The following is a 22,156-nucleotide window of genomic DNA, read 5'->3' as shown; positions in this document are numbered from 1 at the left end:
TTTTTTGTTTTATACTGATGGTAAGATTTCAGTTTCTTTGTTTTTTCGGTTCTTAATTTTGATTTTCATTCTGTTTAATAAGAAGAACATCACGGGAACAATAATCAACGTAAGGAATGTTGCAAATATTAATCCGTAAATAACCGTTTTAGCTAAAGGTCCCCAGAAAATTACGTTGTCTCCACCCATATAAATATTAGGGTTGTAGTTGATGAATAATCCGAAGAAGTCGATATTTAAACCAATTGCTAATGGAATTAAACCTAAAACCGTTGTAATAGCCGTTAACAATACTGGGCGTAATCTTGAACGACCACCTTCAACAATAGCATCAAAATAATCTTGTTTACTTAAGATTGATCCTTCTTCTAAACCTAATTCGGCTACTTTTCGGTCTAATAATAATTGGGTGTAATCTATTAATACAATTCCATTGTTTACTACAATTCCGGCAAGAGAAATAATTCCCATCATGGTCATAATAATTACGAAATCGTCTCTAAAAATTACTAATCCCAAGAATACACCAATAAAACTTAAGATTACGGTAAACATAATAATAGCTGGTTTTGAAATCGAATTAAACTGTGCTACCATTACTAAAATAATTCCACCCATTGCGATTAATAAAGCTTTGAATAAGAAAGATGAGTTTTTCTCTTGTTCTTCTTGTTCACCTGTAAAGGCAAAGTTGGTGTCTTTCGGCATTTTATAAGTTGCCATTTCTTTTTTAAGCGTACCAACAATTTCATTCGCATTATAACCTTCTAATACATTTGAATATACTGTAATTACTCGTTTTAAGTTTTTACGTTTGATGGTATTGAATGAAGATGTATTTGTTTTTTCTACTAACGCAGCAATTGGAACTTGTTGTAATCTTCCAGTAGCTTGGTCTCTAAATGTTACAGGTTGATTAAAAATGGCACTGTTATCATTTTTCAAATCTTCGTTAAAACGTACATTTATTTCATAATCATCTTTGTCTTCTTTATAGGTCGAAATTTTTTCTCCATATACAGAACGACGTAGTGTTTGACCAACTTGAGCGGTTGAAATGCCTAATTGCCCAGCAATTTTTCTATCAACAACAACTTCTAATCCTGGTTTTGATTTATTTACATCTAGTTTTAATTCTTCAATTCCGGCAATGTTTTTGGAGTTGATAAAATCTTTTACTTTTTCAGCTTCAATTAACATGTCATTATAATTTTCGCCAGAAATTTCAATATTGATTTTATATCCAGACGGAGGACCATTTTGATCTTTATCTACTACAATAGATACTCCAGGATAACCTTTAACAGCTGCGCGAATTTCATTCATCAAGTCACTACTGTTTAAACCTTTTCTGAATTTGAACTCACGCATTGAAAGTGTGATTTTTCCTCTGTGTGGCATTTCATTTTGCGAAGCACCATCAGTTTGAGGATTTCCAGCACCTTCACCAACTTGTGCTACACCAGATTCAACCATAAAGTTAAAATTCTCTTCATCGGTATATTTATTGGCTACAGCATATACTTTTTTCTCAATTTCTTTTGTAAAAGCATTGGTTTTAGCAATATCAGTTCCTTCCGGGAATTCGATATACGTTATAATTTGGTTAGGCTGATTTTCAGGAAAGAACAAAACTTTTGGTTGAGCAATTCCCACTAAAATAAATGAGAAAACTAAAAGGCCAACGGTTCCAAATAAAAAATAATAAGGTCTTTTACCGCTCAAAACATAAATCAGCGATTTTTTATAAAAGTTTTCAAGTTTTACTAATGAGACTTCCATAAAATATTTTTGAGCTCTTGACAAATAATATTTGTAAACCCAAAGCATTACAGCAAAGAAAACCATTAAATTTCCAATTCCTTTTAAACCATCTGTGCTGGTTGAAAAACCAAGAATTACTATAATTAATCCTATTCCTCCAACAAGGCTACTCAAACGAATTAAGGTTTTTTGAGACATTTCTTTTTCTTCTAATTGCATGAATTCGGCATTAATAAGTGCATTGATGACTAATGCTACAAACAATGATGAAAACAATACAACAGAAAGCGTCATAGGAAAATAAATCATGAATTTACCCATAGTTCCAGGCCATAATCCCAATGGGAAAAAGGCAGCTAAAGTGGTTGCAGTTGATGCAATAATAGGCCATGCAATTTCTCCAACACCTTCAATAGCAGCTTGCTTTCGGCTTAATCCTTGACTCATTAACGAATGTACGTTTTCTACTACTACAATTCCGTTATCAACTAGCATTCCGAGTCCCATTACTAAGGCAAATAATACCATCGTATTTAAAGTTACTCCAAATGAAGCTAAAATAATGTACGACATAAACATAGAAAGCGGAATGGCAAAACCAACGAAAAGTGCACTTCTAAATCCTAAGAAAAACATCAAAACACCTACTACAAGTAATACTCCAAAAATGATGTTGTTTACTAAATCATCTACTTGGTTAATGGTTCTTGAAGATTGATCATTTGCCATAGAAATTTTTAAATTCGAAGGAAAATAATCGTCTTGTGCTTGTTTTACAATTTGTTTGATGCTTTCTGTAGCCTCAATCATGTTTTTACCGCTACGTTTTTTAACATCTAACATTACTACTGCATTACCATATTCTCTGGCATGTGTTGTAGCTTCTTTAGGTTGAAATTTAATGGTTGCAATATCTTTAAGATACACAACGCCATCTTGTTTTTTAACCACAACGTCTTCCAATTCGGCAGGATTTTCAATTTCTCCTACTACACGAATGTTTTTCTTGATGCCGTTATTGACTACATTTCCACCAGAAATAGTTGTGTTTTCTCTTGAAACAGCTCCGATAATATCATCAAAACTGACTTGAGCTGCCGTCATTTTGTAAATATCTACTGCGATTTCCACTTCTTTTTCTTGAGCGCCACGAATAGCTGCTTCTTTAATTTGTGGTAATCTTTCGATTTTATCTTCTAAATATTCGGCATAATCTTTTAATTTATCTAAAGGTAAATCTCCCGATAAATTAATATTTAAGATAGGTTGTTCTTCCGCAATGTTTAAATCGAAAACGTTCGGTTCAACCTTTTCGCCTCCTGGCATTGTTGGCCAATCGGTTTCAGATTTTACTAAATCTACTTTGTCTTTTACTTTTTGTTTGGCTGCATCAACCGATATATCTTCATCAAACTCCACTAAAATCATAGAATAATCTTGAAGTGTGTTTGAGGTAATTTTAGTTACACCTGATATGTTGTTAAACTCTTCTTCTAAAGGTTTAGTGATTAATTTTTCAACATCTTCAGCCGCATTTCCTGGATTGATTGAACTAACGTAAATTTTAGTTTCAATAATTTCAGGGAAATCTTCACGAGGCATTGAATAGTAGGAAATTAATCCGCCTATCAAGATAATAGCTGTAATTACATACACGGTCATTTTATTATTAATCGCCCATGTTGAAATTCCGAAGCTTTTGGTTATTTTATTACTCATACCAATATTTTTTTAGTACTTATTTTTTTAAAATTTCAACAATATCTCCATTTTGAACACTTCTTGCGCCTTCAATAATGATTTGTTCTCCTTTGTTTAATCCAGATTTTACTTCAATATTTGCTCCAGAAGTTAAACCTACTACGATGGTTTTTTTGATGGCTTTTGGCTCTTTCCCAGAGGTATCAACTGTATAAATAATTTTTTCGCCAACTGCATTTTCAGTAACAATACTTTCTGGAACTAAAATCGCATTTGCTTTTTTGTAGTCTTCGATTTTTAAAACAGCTACTTGATTTGGACGTAATAAATTATCTGAGTTTGGAACCGCTACTTCAATACTAAAATTTCTATTGTTTGGATTGATGTAATTTCCAATTTGTCTCACTTTTCCTTTATATATTTTACCAGTAGATTTTACTTCAACATCTACGATTGCTCCATTTTTAATTTTCCCAATGAAACTTTCAGGAACATTTGCAGAAACGTACATATCTGATAAATTTACAATACGCATTAATTGTTGACCTGGACCAACAACCTGACCTTTTTCAGTAATTACTTCGTCAATAACACCACTAAATGGTGCTTTCACAATTGTTTTTCCAAGTTGCGCTCTCATTTGGGCAACTGCTTTCATTTGAGCTTCGTAATTTGTTTTTGCTTGTAAATATTGAATTTCTGAACCAATTTTTTTATCCCAAAGATTTTTTTGTCTTTCAAATGTAGTTTTTGCCAATGTAGCTTGTGTTTCCATTTGTGCCAATTGATTGCTTAAACCACCATCGTCAATTCGGGCTAAAATTTGCCCTTTATTTACTTTTTGACCTGATTTTACATACACTTGAGATAAAACTCCCGAATATTCTGGGTAAATAATAAGATTTTGTTTAGTATCAACATTTCCTTGAATGTCAATGTAATGCGTAAAAATTGTATCGTTAACAATTGCAGTTGTAACTAAAGCTGATTTTTTTAGTGTGTCTAATTCGGCAATAGCCAAATCAAGTTTTGCTAATTCAGCAGCAATAGCATCATATTGTTTCTGAATTTCTGATCTTGATGCTTTAATAGTTGCTAAATCTTTTGATTCAATCGCTTTATCAACAGATGCAGTTTTTGAATCACCTCCACAAGAAGTAATTAGTAAACCTAATAAACTGATGTATAGTATTTTTTTCATTGTGCGTTTTTATTTTTTATTGGTTAGTTTGTCTAAAGTTGCTTTTTTGTTCATTACATCAATCATAGCTTGTAAATAATCTTGTTGCGCTGTGTATAACTGACGTTGTGCTTCTGTAAATTCAAAACTTGTAGAAAGTCCTTCTTTGAATTTTATTTGTTGTTTGCCTTCGATTCTTTCGGCTAATTTTAAATTACTTTTTGATGCTGAATATTGCTCAATACTGTATTCGTAATCGGTTTTAGCTTGTTGAAATTGAAGTTTTAAACGTTGCTCTGTTTCAGTAAGCTGTGTTTTTGCTTGTTCAAAAGCAATTTTTGCTTGTTGGGTTCTGGCTCTATCTCTAAAACTACTAAATATTGGCAAACTAACATTTACACCAAAATTTGAATAATTGTACCATTTTTGTTGTGTTGAAATAATATCAAATTCATTAGAAAAAGTATTGGCACCATAGTTCAGTTGCGCGCCAATTGTTGGCAATGCTCTAAAACGTTCTAATTTTAACAACAAACGTTTCGATTCTTCGTTATTTTTTTGAATTTTAAAATCTACTGAATTTTGAGAATTAAATTCTTCCGCAAGCACAGCTAAATCAACATTTTTAAGTGCTAAATCGTCTAATTTTTCTGTAAGAGTAACATCATTATTGATGTCGATTCCCATAGAAATTTTTAGAAGATTCAATGCAATTTCAGCTCTTTTTTGTGCATTTGATAAAGAACTTTTCAATTGTGTTAACGTAATTTGAAGTTGCTCAACGTTTTCTTCCTCGGTTAAACCGTTTTTAAAAGTTTCGCTAGTTTCAAATAATGTTTTTTCTAAGGTGGTTTTGTTTTTTTCTAAGATTAAAACACTTTCTTTTGCTAACAGCACATTTCCGTATGCATTCGTAACCATTTCTTTTATTTCTAAATCGGTTTTTTCTTTTGCATTTTGTGAAATTTGCAAATACACTTTAGCCGATTGTAATCCTACAATATATGAACCATCAAAAATTAATTGGTTTAATGTTGCAGAAGCATTTGCGCTGTGTTTAGTTCCAAAGGCAATAGTTGAAATTTCATTTGGATCGCCACCAGGATTGAAAGCATTTCCAGAAACCCCTTGTACTTGAAAGTCAAGATTGTTTAAATATTGTAAGTTACTACTAATTTGTGGAAGTCCAGAAGCAGTTGTTTCCCATTTTTTTTGCTTGGCAGCTTCAATATCACGTTTTGCATTAATTGAAGTATAGTTGTTTTCAATAGCATGATCAATTGCTTGTTGCAATGTAAAGCTATAGGTTTCTTTTTTATCTTGTGCGTTCAAGAATACAGAAACGAACAAAAGGGTTAGTAATAGTTTTTGTTTCATATGGTGGTTAATGATTAAGTATTTGTGTTTCTAATTGTTTTTCAAGTTCTACTATTCCAGCTAATGATGCCATTGCTCTTATGTGGTATTCTAAAGCTTTTAATTCTAATTCTTGAGCATCTTTTTCAAGCATTGTGTTTTCGTTTATATTGAATATTAAAGTGTAATAAAACTTGACATAATTTTCAATATCTAAATCTTTTCGGTACAAACCTTCGTTGATTCCTTTTATGATATTGTCTCGAAAACATTCTTCACAAACACTAACTTGCATGCTCAGAACTTTCTCGTAAATTTCTGGATAATGCTTTTTTAACTGATAAATAGGAGAAGATTCTGCTGATTTGAACATTTCTTTAAACATTCTTCTGATTTCGAAATTTTCTTCAATGGCGTTAAAATTCTGTGCTACGATTGTGTTAATTGTTTCATGAATTTCTTTGTGCACCATTTGAACACTTTCTTCAATTAGTATATCTTTATTAGAAAAGTATTTATAAATTGTTTTTTTTGAAATACACATTTCGCAAGCAATATCATCCATAGTAATGCTTTTGAAACCCAGTCTCAAAAACATTTCTTTTGCTTTATTTATAATTTTATCTTTCATTTTTACAGTAAAATCTCTTTTTTGGATTTTATTTTCGGGTACAAATGTATAATGGAAACTTTTAACACCAAAATAGTTTCCATTGTTTTTACATAAATTTAACATTTGATATATTCGTGTCGTTTCAGAATATTGGAGTATTTTAGCAAAAAATTCAAATAATGCATTCTATATCGTACTATCAAGAAAAAATGAGTAATCATTTTTCGCAAATTGTTGCCAACAAAGAGCCTAAAAACTTATACGAACCTATCGAGTATATTTTATCGCTTGGCGGAAAAAGAATGCGTCCCGTTTTGACTTTAATGGCAAGCGAAGTTTTTAATGTGGATTGTGAAAAAGCCATTCCAGCAGCAACAGCGGTTGAGGTGTTTCATAATTTTTCATTAATTCACGATGACATTATGGATGATGCGCCTTTACGAAGAGGTAATCAAACCGTTCATGAAAAATGGGATTTGAATACCGGAATTTTATCAGGTGATGCTATGTTGATTTTAGCGTATCAATTCTTTGAAAATTACGAACCAGCAACTTTCCAAAAATTAGCAAAATTATTCAGTAAAACAGCTTTAGAAGTTTGTGAAGGACAACAATATGATGTAGATTTTGAAACCCGTGATGATGTTACGATTCCAGAATACCTAAAAATGATTGAATATAAAACTGCGGTTTTAGTTGGTGCTGCCATGAAAATGGGGGCAATTGTAGCCGAAACTTCTGAGGAAAATGCTGATTTGATTTATGATTTTGGACTGAATTTAGGAATTGCGTTTCAATTACAAGACGATTATTTAGATGCTTTCGGTAATCCAGAAACCTTCGGAAAACAAGTGGGTGGAGATATTATTGAAAACAAAAAAACCTATTTATACTTAAAAGCAATTGAGTTTTCTAAAGCAGAAGAAAAGCAACAATTATTGCATTTGTTTTCCATCCAACCTTCAGAAAACACAGATAAAATCGAATCAGTAAAAGCTATTTTTAATTCTTCTGGTGCAAGTGAAGCTACAAAAAATGCGATTCAAGACTTTACTTTCAAAGCATTTGAAACCTTAGAAAAAATGGATATTGAAAATGAAAAGAAAGCTATTTTAAAAGCTTTTGGAGAGAATTTAATGGGAAGAAATGTATAATCCACCAGCAAATATTGATGCCTTAATTTCGCAAGCCGAAGAAGAACATTTGTACTTTAAATTGATTGAGCAAGTAAATAAAGATTTTGCCTTAGCTAATGAATCATTAGATGTGCCATCAAGTATTTTTCCGTTTGAATTTAAGAATTTGGTACAAGAAAAAATTTACAAACTCATTCAATACAAATTTGCTGAATATCTGAATTTACTCTACATAATTGATGTTCCAGAAGATCAAATCAAAAAATTAGACGGTTCTGATTTGGTGGAATTGTCGGAACAAGTTGCTTTTTTAGTGTTAAAGCGTGAATGGCAAAAGGTTTGGTTTCGTAATAAGTATTAAAAAAATATCCTTACAAAAGGCATAAAAGCTTCTGCGTAAATATTGTCTCTGTCTTTGTGCAACACATTGTATCGAATTCCAATAGTTACATTTTCATTGCGATATCCTGCTCCAACGAACAAAGCGGTATTCCAAAAATCTTGAGAATCGCTTCCAAATGAATCATTAAAAGTTCTGTTTACTCTTAATTGTTCTAATTCGGTTGAAATTTGTAATTCTTCTATAGGATTAAACAAAGCCACTACACTACCACCATACATATTCGCTTTGTATAAATCACGTTGTTTTACATAGTTATATTGAACACCTAAACCCGCTGAAACGTATTGATTAAAGTTGTAAATAGCACTTGGCGCAACCATAATATCGGCATAACCATTACCAACTCCTAAGCCTAATACTCCACCAAATTGTACATGGTTCCAAAAATCACTTTTTGTTTTCATTTCGGTGTTTTCTTGTGCAGAAATTTCAGAATTAAATCCAAATAAAAACACAATACTTAGTAAAAGTGTTAATTTCATTACGGAATTCTTTTTCATAAATCAATTTTGAAAAAATTAATGTTATAAAAGTATAAAAATCCTTGAAAGATTATCATAAAATGTTTTACTTTTGCGTAAAATTTTTAATTAATAGGTCTTACCGACAACACACTATGGATAGGTTTTCCTTTTTAAACGCTGCACATACTGCATTTTTTGCAGATTTATACGAACAATATTTACAAAATCCAGATAGCGTAGAGCCAAGCTGGAGAAGTTTTTTTCAAGGATTTGACTTTGCGCAAGCGGGTTATGGTTCTGAAGAATTTGCCGCACAAGTAGTTCAAGTAGCTTCTGGTGATTCAGGTGAAATTTCTGAAAAAATGCAAAAAGAGTTCAATGTTCTGAAATTAATTGAAGGATATAGAACACGTGGACACTTATTCACAAAAACAAATCCTGTAAGAGATAGAAGACTTCACGGGCCTTCATTAGCACTTGAAAATTTTGGTTTATCTCAAGCCGATTTGAATACGGTTTTTGATGCAGCTAAAATGGTTAACATGAAACCATGTACTTTGGCGGATATCGTTAAACATTTAGAAAATGTGTATTGCCAATCTATCGGTGTGGAATACATGTACATTCGCGAACCACACAAATTAGAATGGATAAAAAATCGTTTAGACATTAACGACAATTTACCAAACTTTACTGCTGACAAGAAAAAACACATTCTTAAAAAATTAAACGAAGCAGTTTCTTTCGAAAACTTCTTACATACCAAATATGTAGGTCAAAAGCGTTTCTCATTAGAAGGTTGTGAAGCGGTTATTCCTGCTTTAGACGCTTTAGTGGAAGCTGCAGCTGACAAAGGTGTTGAGCAATTCGTAATGGGAATGGCACACAGAGGTCGTTTAAATGTATTGGCAAACATCTTCGGAAAAAATACTCAAAATATCTTCTCTGAATTCGACGGAAAAGACTACGATGAAGACGCTAACTTTGATGGTGACGTAAAATATCACTTAGGTTTAACTTCTGATAGAGTAACTGATTCAGGTAAAAAAATCAACTTAAATTTAGCTCCAAATCCTTCGCACTTAGAAACAGTAGGTGCCGTTATTGAAGGAATTACAAGAGCAAAACAAGATAGAAATTATCCAAATGATTTTTCAAAAGTCTTACCAATTGCCGTTCACGGTGATGCTGCGGTTGCAGGTCAAGGTATTGTTTATGAAATCATTCAAATGGCTAAATTAGATGGTTATAAAACAGGTGGAACGATTCACTTAGTAATCAATAACCAAGTTGGATTTACAACGAATTATTTAGATGCGCGTTCGTCAACGTATTGTACGGATATTGCTAAAGTAACTTTGTCGCCAGTTTTACACGTAAATGCTGATGATGCAGAAGCTGTTGTTCATGCGATGTTATTTGCTTTAGATTATCGTATGGAGTTTGGAACTGACGTTTTTATTGATTTATTAGGATACAGAAAATATGGTCATAACGAAGGAGACGAACCTCGTTTTACACAACCTGTTTTATATAAATTAATTGCAAAACATAAAAATCCAAGAGATATTTATGCGGAGAAATTAGCACAAGAAAATGTTATTTCGGCTGGATTTGTAAAAGAATTAGAAGAAGCTTACAAAGCAAAACTAGATGAAAATTTAGAAGCCTCTCGTAAAAAAGACTTAACTGTAATTACACCATTCATGGAAAATGAGTGGGAAGGTTACAAACAAGTTTCAGATGATGTAATGCTTCAAAAATTTGACACTAAGTTTGATAAAAAACAATTAGCTGAAATTGCTAAAACCATTACCGAACTTCCTGCTGATAAGAAATTCATCAGTAAGATTACGAAGTTAATTGGTGATAGAAAAAACATGGTGGAGACCAATAAATTAGATTGGGCAATGGGCGAATTATTAGCTTATGGTTCTCTAATGTCAGAAGGTTTTGACGTGCGTATATCTGGGCAAGACGTTGAACGTGGAACATTCTCACACCGTCATGCTGTAGTTAAAGTAGAAGATTCAGAAGAAGAAGTAATTCTTTTAGACAAAATAAAAGATAAAAAAGGAAACTTTTATATCTACAATTCGCACCTTTCAGAATATGGTGTTTTAGGTTTTGAATACGGATATGCGTTAGCATCGCCAAAATCTTTAGTAATTTGGGAAGCACAGTTTGGAGATTTCTCTAACGGAGCTCAAATTATGATTGACCAATACATTTCTGCAGGTGAAGATAAATGGAACAACCAAAACGGATTGGTAATGTTATTGCCTCACGGTTATGAAAACCAAGGAGCAGAACACTCATCAGCACGTATGGAACGTTATTTACAAATGTGTGCAAAACACAACATGTATATTGCCGATGTAACTTCGCCAGCTAACTTCTTCCATTTAATGAGAAGACAGTTAAAAACAGAATTCCGTAAACCATTAGTAGTATTCTCTCCAAAAAGTTTATTACGTCATCCAGATGTAGTATCTTCAATGGACGAATTAGCAAACGGACAATTCCAAGAAGTGTTAGATGATCCAAATGTTGCTGATAAAAAAGCTATCAAAACATTGGTTTTCTGTACAGGAAAAGTATATTTTGACATTATTGCACAAAGAGAAGAATTAGGTAGAAACGATGTGGCGGTTGTTCGTTTAGAACAATTGTTCCCATTAGCAGTTGACCAAATCAAAGCGATTATCGACAGTTATCCAAATGTTGATGATTATGTTTGGGCACAAGAAGAACCTAAAAACATGGGAGCTTATTCTTATATGTTAATGAATTTCGATTTAGTAAAATTAAGATTAGCTTCGCCAAAAGCATATAGTGCACCAGCTGCGGGTAGTTATGAACGTTCTAAAAAACGTCAAAAAAATGCCATCGCGATGGTTTTTGATAAAACATTATTTCAATAAAAAACAACTCAATTATCACCCTGAGCTTGTCGAAGGGTAAACTTTTTAAATAAAAAGATATGATTTTAGAAATGAAAGTCCCTTCTCCAGGGGAATCAATTAAAGAAGTAGAAATTGCTACATGGTTAGTAAAAGATGGTGATTATGTAGAAAAAGACCAAGCGATTGCTGAGGTTGATTCAGACAAAGCAACATTAGAATTGCCAGCTGAAGCAAGTGGAATCATTACATTAAAAGCAGAAGAAGGTGATGCTGTAGCAGTAGGTGCTGTAGTTTGTTTAATCGATACAGGTGCAGCAAAACCAGAAAGTGGTGCGGCTCCAGCTAAAGAAGAAGCAAAAACGGTTGAAGCTCCAAAAGCTGAGGCTCCAAAAGCAGCTCCAGTAGCAGAAAAAACATATGCAACTCAAGCGCCATCTCCAGCAGCTAGAAAAATATTAGACGAGAAAAACATCGAGCCTTCTGACATCGTTGGAACAGGTAAAGGTGGAAGAATTACTAAAGATGACGCTGTAAATGCAGTACCATCAATGGGAACACCAACAGGTGGAAACCGTGGTTCGGAAAGAACAAAACTTTCTATGTTACGTAGAAAAGTAGCTGAACGTTTAGTATCAGCTAAAAACGAAACAGCAATGTTAACTACTTTTAATGAAGTAGATATGACGGCTATTTACGCTTTACGTGATCAATACAAAGAAGAGTTTAAAGCTAAACATGGTTTAGGATTAGGCTTTATGTCGTTCTTTACAAAAGCAGTAACTCGTGCTTTACAATTGTATCCAGATGTAAACTCTATGATTGACGGTCAAGAGAAAATTTCTTATGACTTCTGTGATATTTCAGTAGCGGTTTCTGGTCCAAAAGGATTAATGGTTCCAGTTATGAGAAATGCAGAAACATTATCGTTCAGAGGTGTTGAAGCAGAAATCAAAAGATTAGCTATCAGAGCGCGTGATGGACAAATTACAGTTGATGAAATGACAGGTGGAACTTTCACAATTTCTAATGGTGGTGTTTTCGGAAGTATGTTATCTACGCCAATCATCAATCCTCCACAATCTGGTATTTTAGGAATGCACAATGTGGTAGAAAGAGCTATCGTTAAAAACGGTCAAATCGTAATTGCTCCAGTTATGTACGTTGCTTTATCATACGACCACAGAATCATCGACGGACGTGAGTCGGTTGGATTCTTAGTAGCTGTTAAAGAAGCATTAGAAAACCCTGCAGAATTATTAATGGGTGGAAATGTGAAAAAAGCATTAGAATTATAGAAATATAAACCCCAATAATAAAATCCCAAATTCCTAAAGAGTTTGGGATTTTTCTTTTCTTTGTATTTCAAAATTTAGCTATGAAAAAATCTAAGAAGCAAGCGGCCGTTGGTTTCATCTTTATTACCGTTTTGTTAGATGTTATTGGTTGGGGAATTATTATTCCTGTAATTCCAAATCTAATTAAAGAGCTTATCAATGGAGATATTAGTGAAGCAGCAAAATATGGAGGTTGGCTAACTTTTGCATATGCAATTACTCAATTTATTTTTGCTCCAGTCATTGGAAATTTAAGTGATAAATATGGCAGAAGACCAGTTTTGTTAATTTCTTTATTCGGTTTTTCGTTAGATTTTATATTATTGGCTTATGCACCAACTATTATTTGGTTGTTCATTGGTAGAATTCTATCTGGGATTACAGGAGCAAGTTTTACCACTGCATCTGCTTATATAGCCGATGTTAGTACAAATGAAAATCGAGCTAAAAACTTTGGTTTAATGGGTGCAGCTTTTGGATTAGGATTTATTATTGGCCCGGTTATAGGTGGATTGTTAGGGCAATTTGGAACAAGAGTTCCTTTTATTGCTGCAGCTATTTTTTGCATGCTTAATTTTTTATACGGTTATTTTATTTTGCCAGAATCTTTAGATAAAGATAAAAGAAGACCATTTGAATTGAAAAGAGCTAACCCAATAGGAGCTCTTTTACATTTGAAAAAATACCCTAATTTAATTGGATTAGTATTAGCGATTTTCATTCTCTATGTAGGTTCGCATGCCGTGCAAAGCAACTGGAATTATTTTACCATGTACCAATTTAATTGGGATGAAAAAATGGTTGGTATTTCTCTTGGAATCATCGGATTGTTAGTTGGAATCGTTCAAGGTGGTTTAATTCGTTGGATAAACCCAAAAATCGGAAATGTAAAAAGTATTTATTTCGGTTTAGCGTTATATACTATCGGAATGTTTTTGTTTGCATTTGCAACCGAAAGTTGGATGATGTTTCTATTCTTAATTCCTTATTGTTTAGGAGGAATTGCCGGTCCAGCATTGCAAGCAGTGGTTTCTGAACAAGTACCTCCATCAGAACAAGGTGAAATTCAAGGAACGTTAACGAGTTTAATGAGTGCTTCTTCAATCGTAGGTCCACCTATGATGGCATCTGTTTTTTATTATTTTACTCACAATGAAGCGCCTTTTTTATTCCCAGGAGCACCCTTTATTTTGGGAGGAATTTTAATGTTGATTAGTACGATTTTAGCATACCGAACACTGAAAAAAAACCATTCGAGCTAGTTATTTCAAATACAAAAAATGATTGCTATAATCAATAATTGCTTTTCCTTTTAGTAAAATATCGGCACCAATAATACCATCAACCGGTTTGGTTTTGTAATGACGAAGCGCATCATTTACATGACTCATATCAAAAACAATTAGGTGAAATTTATTATTTTTCCATCTTCCCAATTGAATTTCATTATTCCTTGCTAATTGCGTTTCAATTCCGGTAGCTCCAGCTCCAGCCGCTTTGGTTTCTGAAAATTGGGCATCTAATTTGAACTGTTCAACACTTTCAAATCCTACACAACTATTACTCGCTCCAGTGTCTAAAATAAAGTTGCCTTTTACGCCATTTATCTTTCCTTTGATTAATAAATGTTGGGTTTTTAGCACCGTAAACTTTATCTTTTTATATTTTTTTCCTTTTAAAAAGTCTTGTAAATCTTCCATACTTCAAAAGTAAATCAAATTTCTGAATCAAACTTTGTAACTTTGCGACTTTGTAACCCAATCAACAAATGATACTTACCGATACCCATTCGCATTTATATTCAGAAGAATTTGATTTAGACCGCAATGAAATGATGCAACGTGCTATAAATGCAGGCGTTTCTCGTTTTTTTGTTCCTTCAATAGATTCTAATTATACAACTAAAATGTACGAATTAGAAAAGCAATATCCCGAAAACGTGTTTTTAATGATGGGTTTGCATCCAACATATGTGAAGGAGGATTACTTAGAAGAATTGGCGCATGTAGAAAGAGAGTTGGCTTCTAGAAAATTTTATGCAATTGGAGAAATTGGTATTGACTTATTTTGGGACAAAACTTTTTTGAAAGAACAACAACATGCTTTCAAACACCAAATTCAATTGGCAAAAAAGTACAAATTGGGAATCAATATTCATTGTCGTGATGCATTTGATGAAGTTTTCGAGGTTTTAGAAAGTGAAAAATCAGATGATTTATTTGGGATTTTTCATTGTTTTACTGGTGATTTGGGTCAAGCCCAAAGAGCGATTTCGTTAGGAATGAAATTAGGAATTGGAGGAGTAGCTACTTTTAAAAATGGAAAAATCGACCAATTTTTAAATGAAATCGATTTAAAAAATATTGTTTTAGAAACCGATTCGCCTTATTTAGCGCCAGTTCCATATCGTGGAAAACGAAACGAAAGCAGTTATACTTTATTGGTTGCACAAAAGTTAGCTGAAATTTATCAGCTATCAGTGGAAGAAATTGCAAAAATTACTACAGAAAACTCTAAACAAATTTTCGGAATTTAATGTAAATTTAAAGTTGCAATTGATAAAAATTTTGTTCTTTTGTGAATTGTTTTAAAATAATTATGACAAAATTCGATTCTATTCGCCCTTATTATGATTCTGAAGTAAACGAAGCCTTGAAGTCTTTGTTGCATCATCCTATGATGAAGGCTATGATGGATTTTACTTTTCCAGAATTAGAAGATGAAGTTTGGAAAGAGCAATTAAGTAGAACCCATTCTATTCGCGATTTCCAGGTTAATTTTGTTTACCAATCCATTCAAAGAGTTTTGGAGAGAAGTTCGGAAGGACTTACCACTTCGGGTTTTGAGAAATTAGAACCTAATACTTCGTATTTATTTATTTCCAACCATCGCGATATTATTTTAGATACTTCTTTGTTGAATGTTTCATTAATAGATCATGGATTGGTGATGACGGCCTCGGCTATTGGAGATAATTTAGTTCAAAAAGATTTCCTTTTAAAATTATCAAAACTTAATAGAAACTTTTTAGTTCAACGCGGATTATCGCCAAGAGAATTATTACAAAGTTCTAAGTTGATGGCGGAATATATGTATCATTTATTGTCTAAAGAAAATCGTTCTGTTTGGATTGCTCAACGAGAAGGAAGAACCAAAGACGGTAATGATGCAACTCATCAAGGGGTTTTGAAAATGGTGGCTATGGCTAATGATGAAGTAAGAGTAATGGACTATTTTAAGAAGTTAAAAATTGTTCCTGTTTCTATTTCGTACGAATACGACCCAACAGATGCTTTGAAAATGCCACAATTAATTGCGCTTTCAAAAGACGAAGTATATATAAAAGAGAAAAACGAAGATTTCATTACATTATTAAGTGGAATCATCGGGCAAAAGAAACGTATTCATATTCATGTGGGTGATGTTTTAGAAAATGAATACGAAAAAATTATTGCTGAAAATGACAATAATAACAAGCAAATTCAAGCACTGGCTCAAGTAATTGATGATTCTATTTTACAATCGTATAAATTATGGCCAACAAATTTTATCGCTTACGATATTTTATACAAAACAACTCGATTTGAACATTTGTACAACGAAAAAGAGCGTCAATTGTTCGAAAGAAGATTAGAAATGCGAATTGACACCGACAATGAAACCATGAGAGAAGGTTTCTTGGCAATGTATGCTAATCCGGTTGTGAATAAATTGAAATATACTGATGACATCTCATAAACCAAAAATACTTTTAATTTACACCGGTGGTACCATCGGAATGGTAAAAGATTTTGAAACAGGAGCTTTGAAAGCTTTTGATTTTAATGAGTTGTTAAGCCGAATTCCAGAATTACATTTATTAGACTGTCAAATTGAAACTTTTTCATTTGAGGTACCTATCGATTCATCGAATATGAATATTTCCAATTGGCAAAAAATGGCCAAAATCATTGAGGATAACTATTCAAAATTTGATGGGTTTGTGGTTTTGCATGGTTCTGATACGATGTCTTATAGTGCATCTGCTCTAAGTTTTATGTTGGAAAATTTAGCGAAACCTGTGATTTTTACAGGTTCGCAATTACCAATTGGAGATTTAAGAACCGATGCAAAAGAGAATTTGATTACAGCAATTCAAGTAGCTTCGCTTCAAGAAAATAAAAAGCCAGCTATTCAAGAAGTGTGTTTGTATTTCGAATATAAATTATATCGAGGAAATCGAACTACTAAAATCAGTGCCGAACATTTTAATGCTTTTACGTCGCCAAATTTCCCTGAACTAGCAGAATCAGGAGTGCATTTAAAAGTAAATAAGGATATAGTTTTAAAGCAAAAAGCAAATAAAAAGCTAAAAGTACATACTGATTTTGATGATAATGTAGCGATTTTAAAGATTTTCCCTGGCATTAATCAAAATGTTTTAAATGCTTTTTTTGCCATTCCTAATTTAAAAGGGATAGTTTTAGAAACGTATGGCTCTGGAAATGCCCCAACTGAAGAATGGTTTGTTCGCATATTAGAGCAGGCAATTCATAATAATATTCATATTATAAACGTTACACAATGTAGTGGAGGTAGCGTATCAATGGGGAATTATGAAACAAGTACACAGTTAAAAAATATAGGGGTAATTTCTGGAAAAGATATTACTACAGAGGCTGCTATTACTAAATTAATGTATCTCTTAGGTCAAAATGTGTCTCATAATGTATTCAAGACCATATTTGAAACGGAAATTCGTGGAGAAATGTTTTAAAAATAACATATAAAATTTTTATACATGAGATTTTTTACGTTATTTAGCACCCTTAAAATTGAGTGTCGTTTCAATAGAGAGGTGGCCGAGTGGTCGAAGGCGCACGCCTGGAAAGTGTGTATACTCCACAAGGGTATCGAGGGTTCGAATCCCTTCCTCTCTGCAGAATGATATTAATTTTAAAATTTTATAAATATTTTTATATCTTTAAACCCAATTAACTAATTAAATTTAAGAACAAAAGCGATGAAAAGATTATTTTCTATTTTAGCAATCACGGGGCTTATGACTTTTGGAAATGTTCAAGCTCAAGATTCAACTCAAGCAGCAGCTCCTGCTACAGAACAAGTAGCTGATACAACTGCAACAGAAGCAACAACTGATGAAGCAACAGCTACAACTGATGAGGCTGCAGCAACTGAAGAAGTTACTTTTACTCAATCAATGAAAAAACGTTTCATTGAAGGAGATCCAATTTGGATGTCTCCTGTATTATTGTGTTTAATTCTTGGTTTGGCTATTGCTATTGAAAGAATTATTTACTTAAATCTTTCTACTATCAATACTAAAAAATTCGTTTCTGAAGTAGAAAATGCATTAAACTCAGGTGGTATTGAAGCTGCTAAAGAAGTTGCTAAAAATACAGCTGGTCCAGTTGCATCTATTTTCTATCAAGGTTTAGAGCGTTCATCTCACGGATTAGAGTCTGCTGAAAAATCTATCGTAGCTTACGGTGGTGTTCAAATGGGGCAATTAGAGAAAAACGTTTCTTGGGTTTCTTTATTTATTGCACTTGCACCGATGTTAGGGTTCTTAGGAACGGTAATTGGTATGATTGTTGCATTTGACCAAATTGAGTCTGCAGGATCTATGGAGCCATCATTAGTAGCTGGAGGTATTAAAGTAGCGTTATTAACAACGGTATTTGGACTTATCGTAGCGATGATTCTTCAAGTATTCTACAACTATATTACAGCTAAAATTGACTCTATCGTTAATGATATGGAAGATGCATCTATCAGCTTAGTTGATATGTTGTCAGATTATTTCAAAGAGAAATTAAACAAATAATACATTAACATATTATTGTTATGAACGTATACAAAATTTCAAAAATTGTAGTAATTATAATTGGTATTATTGCTTCTATTTTATTCATATCTGCTTTAGGTATGGAGATTTCAATGGAGAATAATTCTTATATTGTAGATTACTTTATATATGTGTCCTATTTAGCAATGGCGATTGCTTTCTTTTCTGTTATTTACTTTGTATTTAAAAACTTAATTACACATAAAGAACAATTAAGAAGAGCTCTTATTTCTTTAGGATTATTCGCTGCAATTGTTTTAGTAGCATTTATTCTAGCTGATAGTACTGAAGTTAAATTAAAAGATGGTGGAGTTATTTCTTCATTTTCATCAAAATTAATCAGTACAAGTTTGAATACATTTTATATTCTTGCTATTATTTCAGTTGGTGTATTAGGTTGGACTGGATTTTCAAAAATTAAAAGATAATAGATCATGGGTAAAAAAAGAGGTGCACCGCCAGAAGTGAATGCTGGTTCTATGGCAGATATTGCATTCTTACTTTTAATTTTCTTCTTAGTTACTACTACAATCGGAGTAGATCAAGGAATTAATAGACTCTTACCTCGTTATGAAGAGAACCCACCTGTTCCACCTATTAATGATAGAAATATTTTAACAGTTTTAGTTAATAAAGATAATCAGTTACTTGTTGAAGAGAAATTGGTTGATATTAAAGACTTAAGACAAACTGCTATTGACTTTCTTGAAAATAATGGAAAAGGAATATGTGCTTATTGTAATGGAAAAAAAGATCCAAATTCATCAGATAGTCCTGGTGATGCGGTAATTTCATTAAATAATGATGGGCAAACTACTTATGAAACTTATATTGCAGTGCAAAACGAATTAGTTGCTGCATATAACTTTTTAAGAGATAGAGAATGTAAGAAGCGTTACGGTATGACTTTTACAGAAATGGAGTACATTTTTAATGATCCCGCTTCTAAAGCTACCGAAGGTTTAGTTGAAGATTTAGAGCCGAAAGTAAAAAAGATTCAGGATTTATTTCCTATGAGACTTTCTGAAGCAGAGCCAAAAAAATAATTATATAATATTAAGAAAGTATGTCTAAATTTAAAAAGAAAACAACAGGCGAAACTCCTGCAATTTCAACAGCATCTTTACCAGATATTGTATTTATGCTTTTGTTCTTCTTCATGACGGCTACTACCATGAAAGATACTGATTTAAAAATTGAAAATACATTACCTAAAGCGAATCAAACTGCAAAATTGCACAAGAAAGAGTATGTAATGTATATTTACGCTGGAAAACCAAGTGAAAGATATAGATCAACTCTTGGTGGTTCTGATCGTATTCAATTAGCTGATAAAATGGCTTCGCCTTCAGAAATCAGAAATTTCATTATTACGGAAAGAGCTCAACGTAACTCAGAAGATGAAAAGTATTTAACTGCATCCTTAAAAATTGACAGACAAGTTAAGATGGGATTAGTTGCCGCTATCAAATTAGAATTACGTAAAATAGATCAATTAAAAGTAAATTATACAACAGCACAAGGAAATCCTGTTGAATAGTATTTTTATTTTATAAAATAAAAAAGGTACGCTACTGCGTACCTTTTTTTTATTAATTTTATAAAAAAATTTAATGCGACTATTTGTATCCCTTTTTTTTATGTTTTTTGTTGCAATTGGTTTTTCGCAATCAGAAAATAAAGCAGTTGTAGATTCTCTATTTAGAGAAGATCAGTTTTACGTTTCTATTTCATATAATTTTTTACAAAAAACACCTGATAACTTTAATCAATATTCTTTTTCAACAGGATTGTCAGCTGGATTTTTAAGAGATTTTCCAATTTCTGAAAATAGACATTGGGCTATTGCTCCAGGTATTGGGTATTCATTTAATGATTTAAAACAAACAATAGATTTATCTTCAATTACTAATAATCCCGATTTTGAATTGGTAAAGAGTAGAATTTTATTGCATTATATTGATGTGCCAATAGAAATTCGCTGGCGAAATGCTTCTCCTGAAAGTCATAAGTTTTGGAGAATCTATGGTGGTTTTATGGCCAGTTATTTGATTAATGGAAAGTTTAAATATGATGGCGACATTGGTTCTGGAACAGAAAACATAAACGATCTATTAAATAAATTTCAATACGCAACTTATTTGACTTTTGGTTTTAACACCTGGAATGCTTATATTCATTATGGTTTAAATCCCTTTTTTGATAAAGATAAAACAGCTACTGAAAATAATGTAACGACGCTGAAAATTGGTTTGATGTTTTATGTTTTGTAGTTAAAATGATTATAATCGAATTAATTTTTGGCTTTTTAATTGAAGTTCTCTTTGAAATACCAGGAGCTTTTTTTAGATGGTTATATTTTGGTCGTAAGGAATCATTCTCAAGTTTCATAAAAAGAAATAGTATCTATAATTACATAATTAGTTTTTTATTTATCATAACAAGTGGTTTTACAATAGCTTACTTAAACAATAGTAAATCTGTTGAAAATTGTATTTTAGATATGAAATTTCAAAGAGAGAATGAAAACCCTGGACCTGACTTGATTAGCTTTAAAATTTCAAGCAATGATATTGTTTTTGAAAATAATAAAGAAAAGTATGGACTTGTAGAAGTCATTATTGATGATAAGAAATCTTTTAAAACTATGATGTTTGAGATTTCTAAAATTGGAGAAAAACAATATGAATTAAATGTAAGTTCTCCTTATTTTACGTATAAAACTCATTATTCTGAAGAACAAGTATATTCGTTCTTTAATAACAAAGGTTTTACAATTTTTATAACTTTAGATGGTAAGAAGTTTGTTTTCGTGAAGTGTTAAATTTATTAATTTCTTATAACCAATACTGATACAAAAACACCTGTGGTCCAGCTCCAATAATAATTCCCGCAATAAGTTCTGTATAGGTGTGTGCTTTCATGTATAAGCGAGAAGAAGCAACCAAACCAATACAAACAATACAAAAAGCAATAAGGTTTACAAAAGGTAGTTGGTAATACATGCTCAAACCGAAAACAAAGCACGTTAATGCACTAATTCCTATCATGTGTAAACTTGCCTTGAATTTTAAAATAACGCTCGCTAATACAATTACACTGCTTAAAAATCCGCCAAGGAAAAAGAAATACAATTCTGCAACCGAATCTTGTGAAACACTGAATTTTATTAATACAAACAATAAAATAGCTTGAACGGCTATAGGCATTTTTCTTTCACTAATGCTGGCTTCTGTAAACGAGCTAACTACACCTAACGATCGAAATAAAAAATACATCGATAATGGCAATAACAAAGTCAATATTGTTACTTGTACTAAAGTGACAATTATTTGAGAGTTATAAAAAAATGAATTTGCAATTAAAAAGAAAAATAAAGTACCATATAAGGAAACAAATATGGGATGAAAGATATAAGAAAAAACAGGTAATATTTTTTTTAAATCCATAA

At 32.2% G+C, this 22,156-nt stretch carries 21 protein-coding genes and 1 tRNA gene; 15 read left to right on the top strand and 7 right to left on the bottom strand.

Annotation, left to right across the window (positions count from 1 at the left end; genetic code table 11):
- Window positions 1–9: 9 nt before the first annotated feature.
- Genes OJ995_RS00620 through OJ995_RS00605 form a run of 4 tightly spaced genes read right to left on the bottom strand, consistent with a single transcriptional unit; the run spans window position 10 to window position 6,632 of the window.
- The gene (locus tag OJ995_RS00620) at window positions 10–3,483 is read right to left on the bottom strand and encodes an efflux RND transporter permease subunit (RefSeq protein WP_264367673.1); all 3,474 of its coding nucleotides are present in this window, start codon (window positions 3,481–3,483) and stop codon (window positions 10–12) included.
- Window positions 3,484–3,502: 19 nt separating this feature from the next.
- Window positions 3,503–4,666, bottom strand: coding sequence for an efflux RND transporter periplasmic adaptor subunit (locus OJ995_RS00615; RefSeq protein WP_264367672.1), 1,164 nt, complete (start codon window positions 4,664–4,666; stop codon window positions 3,503–3,505).
- A 9-nt stretch (window positions 4,667–4,675) separates the two neighbouring features.
- Window positions 4,676–6,022: a TolC family protein gene (locus tag OJ995_RS00610; protein WP_133608697.1), complete on the bottom strand. Its 1,347-nt coding sequence runs from the start codon at window positions 6,020–6,022 to the stop codon at window positions 4,676–4,678.
- A 7-nt stretch (window positions 6,023–6,029) separates the two neighbouring features.
- Window positions 6,030–6,632 (bottom strand): TetR/AcrR family transcriptional regulator, encoded by a 603-nt coding sequence (locus tag OJ995_RS00605; RefSeq protein ID WP_133608695.1) that lies wholly within the window; start codon window positions 6,630–6,632, stop codon window positions 6,030–6,032.
- A gap of 161 nt (window positions 6,633–6,793) precedes the next feature.
- Between OJ995_RS00605 and OJ995_RS00600 the strand changes: the two genes are divergently transcribed.
- Both OJ995_RS00600 and OJ995_RS00595 read left to right on the top strand, forming a co-directional pair.
- Window positions 6,794–7,768: a polyprenyl synthetase family protein gene (locus OJ995_RS00600; protein WP_264367671.1), complete on the top strand. Its 975-nt coding sequence runs from the start codon at window positions 6,794–6,796 to the stop codon at window positions 7,766–7,768.
- On the top strand, window positions 7,761–8,111 hold the full coding sequence (locus OJ995_RS00595) for a hypothetical protein (protein WP_133608691.1): 351 nt from the start codon (window positions 7,761–7,763) through the stop codon (window positions 8,109–8,111). The genes OJ995_RS00600 and OJ995_RS00595 overlap by 8 nt, the downstream gene beginning before the upstream one ends.
- Here the strand turns inward: OJ995_RS00595 and OJ995_RS00590 are convergent.
- Window positions 8,108–8,653: a hypothetical protein gene (locus OJ995_RS00590; RefSeq protein ID WP_264367670.1), complete on the bottom strand. Its 546-nt coding sequence runs from the start codon at window positions 8,651–8,653 to the stop codon at window positions 8,108–8,110. The genes OJ995_RS00595 and OJ995_RS00590 overlap by 4 nt on opposite strands.
- Window positions 8,654–8,769: 116 nt before the next feature.
- On the opposite strand from OJ995_RS00590, the gene OJ995_RS00585 reads away from it, so the two are divergent.
- From OJ995_RS00585 to OJ995_RS00575, 3 genes are all read left to right on the top strand, one after another.
- The gene (locus tag OJ995_RS00585; RefSeq protein WP_264367669.1) at window positions 8,770–11,541 is read left to right on the top strand and encodes a 2-oxoglutarate dehydrogenase E1 component; all 2,772 of its coding nucleotides are present in this window, start codon (window positions 8,770–8,772) and stop codon (window positions 11,539–11,541) included.
- A gap of 59 nt (window positions 11,542–11,600) precedes the next feature.
- Complete coding sequence (odhB, locus tag OJ995_RS00580) at window positions 11,601–12,818, top strand: 2-oxoglutarate dehydrogenase complex dihydrolipoyllysine-residue succinyltransferase (protein WP_264367668.1); 1,218 nt, start codon at window positions 11,601–11,603, stop codon at window positions 12,816–12,818.
- An 80-nt stretch (window positions 12,819–12,898) separates the two neighbouring features.
- Complete coding sequence (locus OJ995_RS00575) at window positions 12,899–14,119, top strand: TCR/Tet family MFS transporter (protein ID WP_264367667.1); 1,221 nt, start codon at window positions 12,899–12,901, stop codon at window positions 14,117–14,119.
- Here the strand turns inward: OJ995_RS00575 and OJ995_RS00570 are convergent, their stop codons facing one another.
- Window positions 14,120–14,557, bottom strand: a complete 438-nt coding sequence (locus OJ995_RS00570) for a retropepsin-like aspartic protease (RefSeq protein WP_264367666.1) — start codon at window positions 14,555–14,557, stop codon at window positions 14,120–14,122.
- A gap of 68 nt (window positions 14,558–14,625) precedes the next feature.
- Between OJ995_RS00570 and OJ995_RS00565 the strand changes: the two genes are divergently transcribed.
- The 10 genes from OJ995_RS00565 (at window position 14,626) to OJ995_RS00520 (ending at window position 21,529) form a co-directional block, all read left to right on the top strand.
- On the top strand, window positions 14,626–15,393 hold the full coding sequence (locus OJ995_RS00565) for a TatD family hydrolase (RefSeq protein ID WP_264367665.1): 768 nt from the start codon (window positions 14,626–14,628) through the stop codon (window positions 15,391–15,393).
- Between the two features lie 62 nt (window positions 15,394–15,455).
- Entirely contained in the window at window positions 15,456–16,595 is a 1,140-nt protein-coding gene (locus OJ995_RS00560; protein WP_264367664.1) for a 1-acyl-sn-glycerol-3-phosphate acyltransferase, read from the top strand.
- Window positions 16,582–17,613, top strand: a complete 1,032-nt coding sequence (locus OJ995_RS00555; RefSeq protein WP_264367663.1) for an asparaginase — start codon at window positions 16,582–16,584, stop codon at window positions 17,611–17,613. The genes OJ995_RS00560 and OJ995_RS00555 overlap by 14 nt, the downstream gene beginning before the upstream one ends.
- Before the next feature lie 75 nt (window positions 17,614–17,688).
- A tRNA-Ser gene (locus tag OJ995_RS00550) sits at window positions 17,689–17,776 on the top strand.
- Between the two features lie 83 nt (window positions 17,777–17,859).
- Complete coding sequence (locus OJ995_RS00545; protein WP_264367662.1) at window positions 17,860–18,684, top strand: MotA/TolQ/ExbB proton channel family protein; 825 nt, start codon at window positions 17,860–17,862, stop codon at window positions 18,682–18,684.
- A gap of 20 nt (window positions 18,685–18,704) precedes the next feature.
- The gene (locus OJ995_RS00540; RefSeq protein WP_264367661.1) at window positions 18,705–19,133 is read left to right on the top strand and encodes a hypothetical protein; all 429 of its coding nucleotides are present in this window, start codon (window positions 18,705–18,707) and stop codon (window positions 19,131–19,133) included.
- Between the two features lie 6 nt (window positions 19,134–19,139).
- Entirely contained in the window at window positions 19,140–19,751 is a 612-nt protein-coding gene (locus OJ995_RS00535; RefSeq protein ID WP_264367660.1) for an ExbD/TolR family protein, read from the top strand.
- A 20-nt stretch (window positions 19,752–19,771) separates the two neighbouring features.
- Window positions 19,772–20,245 (top strand): ExbD/TolR family protein, encoded by a 474-nt coding sequence (locus OJ995_RS00530; protein ID WP_264367659.1) that lies wholly within the window; start codon window positions 19,772–19,774, stop codon window positions 20,243–20,245.
- 100 nt (window positions 20,246–20,345) lie between these two features.
- The gene (locus OJ995_RS00525) at window positions 20,346–20,978 is read left to right on the top strand and encodes a porin family protein (RefSeq protein ID WP_264367658.1); all 633 of its coding nucleotides are present in this window, start codon (window positions 20,346–20,348) and stop codon (window positions 20,976–20,978) included.
- Window positions 20,979–20,983: 5 nt separating this feature from the next.
- On the top strand, window positions 20,984–21,529 hold the full coding sequence (locus tag OJ995_RS00520; protein ID WP_264367657.1) for a hypothetical protein: 546 nt from the start codon (window positions 20,984–20,986) through the stop codon (window positions 21,527–21,529).
- 13 nt (window positions 21,530–21,542) lie between these two features.
- Here the strand turns inward: OJ995_RS00520 and OJ995_RS00515 are convergent, their stop codons facing one another.
- A complete protein-coding gene (locus OJ995_RS00515; protein WP_264367656.1) occupies window positions 21,543–22,154 on the bottom strand; it encodes a hypothetical protein in 612 nt (203 codons plus the stop codon).
- Window positions 22,155–22,156 lie beyond the last annotated feature (2 nt).

The sequence above is a fragment of the Flavobacterium lacisediminis genome (assembly GCF_025909975.1).
Taxonomy (GTDB): Bacteria; Bacteroidota; Bacteroidia; order Flavobacteriales; family Flavobacteriaceae; genus Flavobacterium; species Flavobacterium lacisediminis.
The sequence above is the reverse complement of the archived record's forward strand: the minus strand, read 5'-3'. Positions and strand labels throughout refer to the sequence as shown.

What these genes read in the sequence shown, in the direction of transcription:
- OJ995_RS00590 (WP_264367670.1), bottom strand. Translation starts at nt 8,653, where the DNA reads ATGAAAAAGAATTCCGTAATGAAATTAACACTTTTACTAAGTATTGTG.
- OJ995_RS00560 (WP_264367664.1), top strand. Translation starts at nt 15,456, where the DNA reads ATGACAAAATTCGATTCTATTCGCCCTTATTATGATTCTGAAGTAAAC.
- OJ995_RS00585 (WP_264367669.1), top strand. Translation starts at nt 8,770, where the DNA reads ATGGATAGGTTTTCCTTTTTAAACGCTGCACATACTGCATTTTTTGCA.
- OJ995_RS00520 (WP_264367657.1), top strand. Translation starts at nt 20,984, where the DNA reads ATGATTATAATCGAATTAATTTTTGGCTTTTTAATTGAAGTTCTCTTT.
- OJ995_RS00545 (WP_264367662.1), top strand. Translation starts at nt 17,860, where the DNA reads ATGAAAAGATTATTTTCTATTTTAGCAATCACGGGGCTTATGACTTTT.
- OJ995_RS00610 (WP_133608697.1), bottom strand. Translation starts at nt 6,022, where the DNA reads ATGAAACAAAAACTATTACTAACCCTTTTGTTCGTTTCTGTATTCTTG.
- OJ995_RS00525 (WP_264367658.1), top strand. Translation starts at nt 20,346, where the DNA reads ATGTTTTTTGTTGCAATTGGTTTTTCGCAATCAGAAAATAAAGCAGTT.
- OJ995_RS00605 (WP_133608695.1), bottom strand. Translation starts at nt 6,632, where the DNA reads ATGAAAGATAAAATTATAAATAAAGCAAAAGAAATGTTTTTGAGACTG.
- OJ995_RS00595 (WP_133608691.1), top strand. Translation starts at nt 7,761, where the DNA reads ATGTATAATCCACCAGCAAATATTGATGCCTTAATTTCGCAAGCCGAA.
- OJ995_RS00565 (WP_264367665.1), top strand. Translation starts at nt 14,626, where the DNA reads ATGATACTTACCGATACCCATTCGCATTTATATTCAGAAGAATTTGAT.
- OJ995_RS00570 (WP_264367666.1), bottom strand. Translation starts at nt 14,557, where the DNA reads ATGGAAGATTTACAAGACTTTTTAAAAGGAAAAAAATATAAAAAGATA.
- OJ995_RS00540 (WP_264367661.1), top strand. Translation starts at nt 18,705, where the DNA reads ATGAACGTATACAAAATTTCAAAAATTGTAGTAATTATAATTGGTATT.
- OJ995_RS00530 (WP_264367659.1), top strand. Translation starts at nt 19,772, where the DNA reads ATGTCTAAATTTAAAAAGAAAACAACAGGCGAAACTCCTGCAATTTCA.
- OJ995_RS00615 (WP_264367672.1), bottom strand. Translation starts at nt 4,666, where the DNA reads ATGAAAAAAATACTATACATCAGTTTATTAGGTTTACTAATTACTTCT.
- OJ995_RS00535 (WP_264367660.1), top strand. Translation starts at nt 19,140, where the DNA reads ATGGGTAAAAAAAGAGGTGCACCGCCAGAAGTGAATGCTGGTTCTATG.
- OJ995_RS00575 (WP_264367667.1), top strand. Translation starts at nt 12,899, where the DNA reads ATGAAAAAATCTAAGAAGCAAGCGGCCGTTGGTTTCATCTTTATTACC.
- OJ995_RS00600 (WP_264367671.1), top strand. Translation starts at nt 6,794, where the DNA reads ATGCATTCTATATCGTACTATCAAGAAAAAATGAGTAATCATTTTTCG.
- OJ995_RS00555 (WP_264367663.1), top strand. Translation starts at nt 16,582, where the DNA reads ATGACATCTCATAAACCAAAAATACTTTTAATTTACACCGGTGGTACC.
- OJ995_RS00515 (WP_264367656.1), bottom strand. Translation starts at nt 22,154, where the DNA reads ATGGATTTAAAAAAAATATTACCTGTTTTTTCTTATATCTTTCATCCC.
- odhB (WP_264367668.1), top strand. Translation starts at nt 11,601, where the DNA reads ATGATTTTAGAAATGAAAGTCCCTTCTCCAGGGGAATCAATTAAAGAA.
- OJ995_RS00620 (WP_264367673.1), bottom strand. Translation starts at nt 3,483, where the DNA reads ATGAGTAATAAAATAACCAAAAGCTTCGGAATTTCAACATGGGCGATT.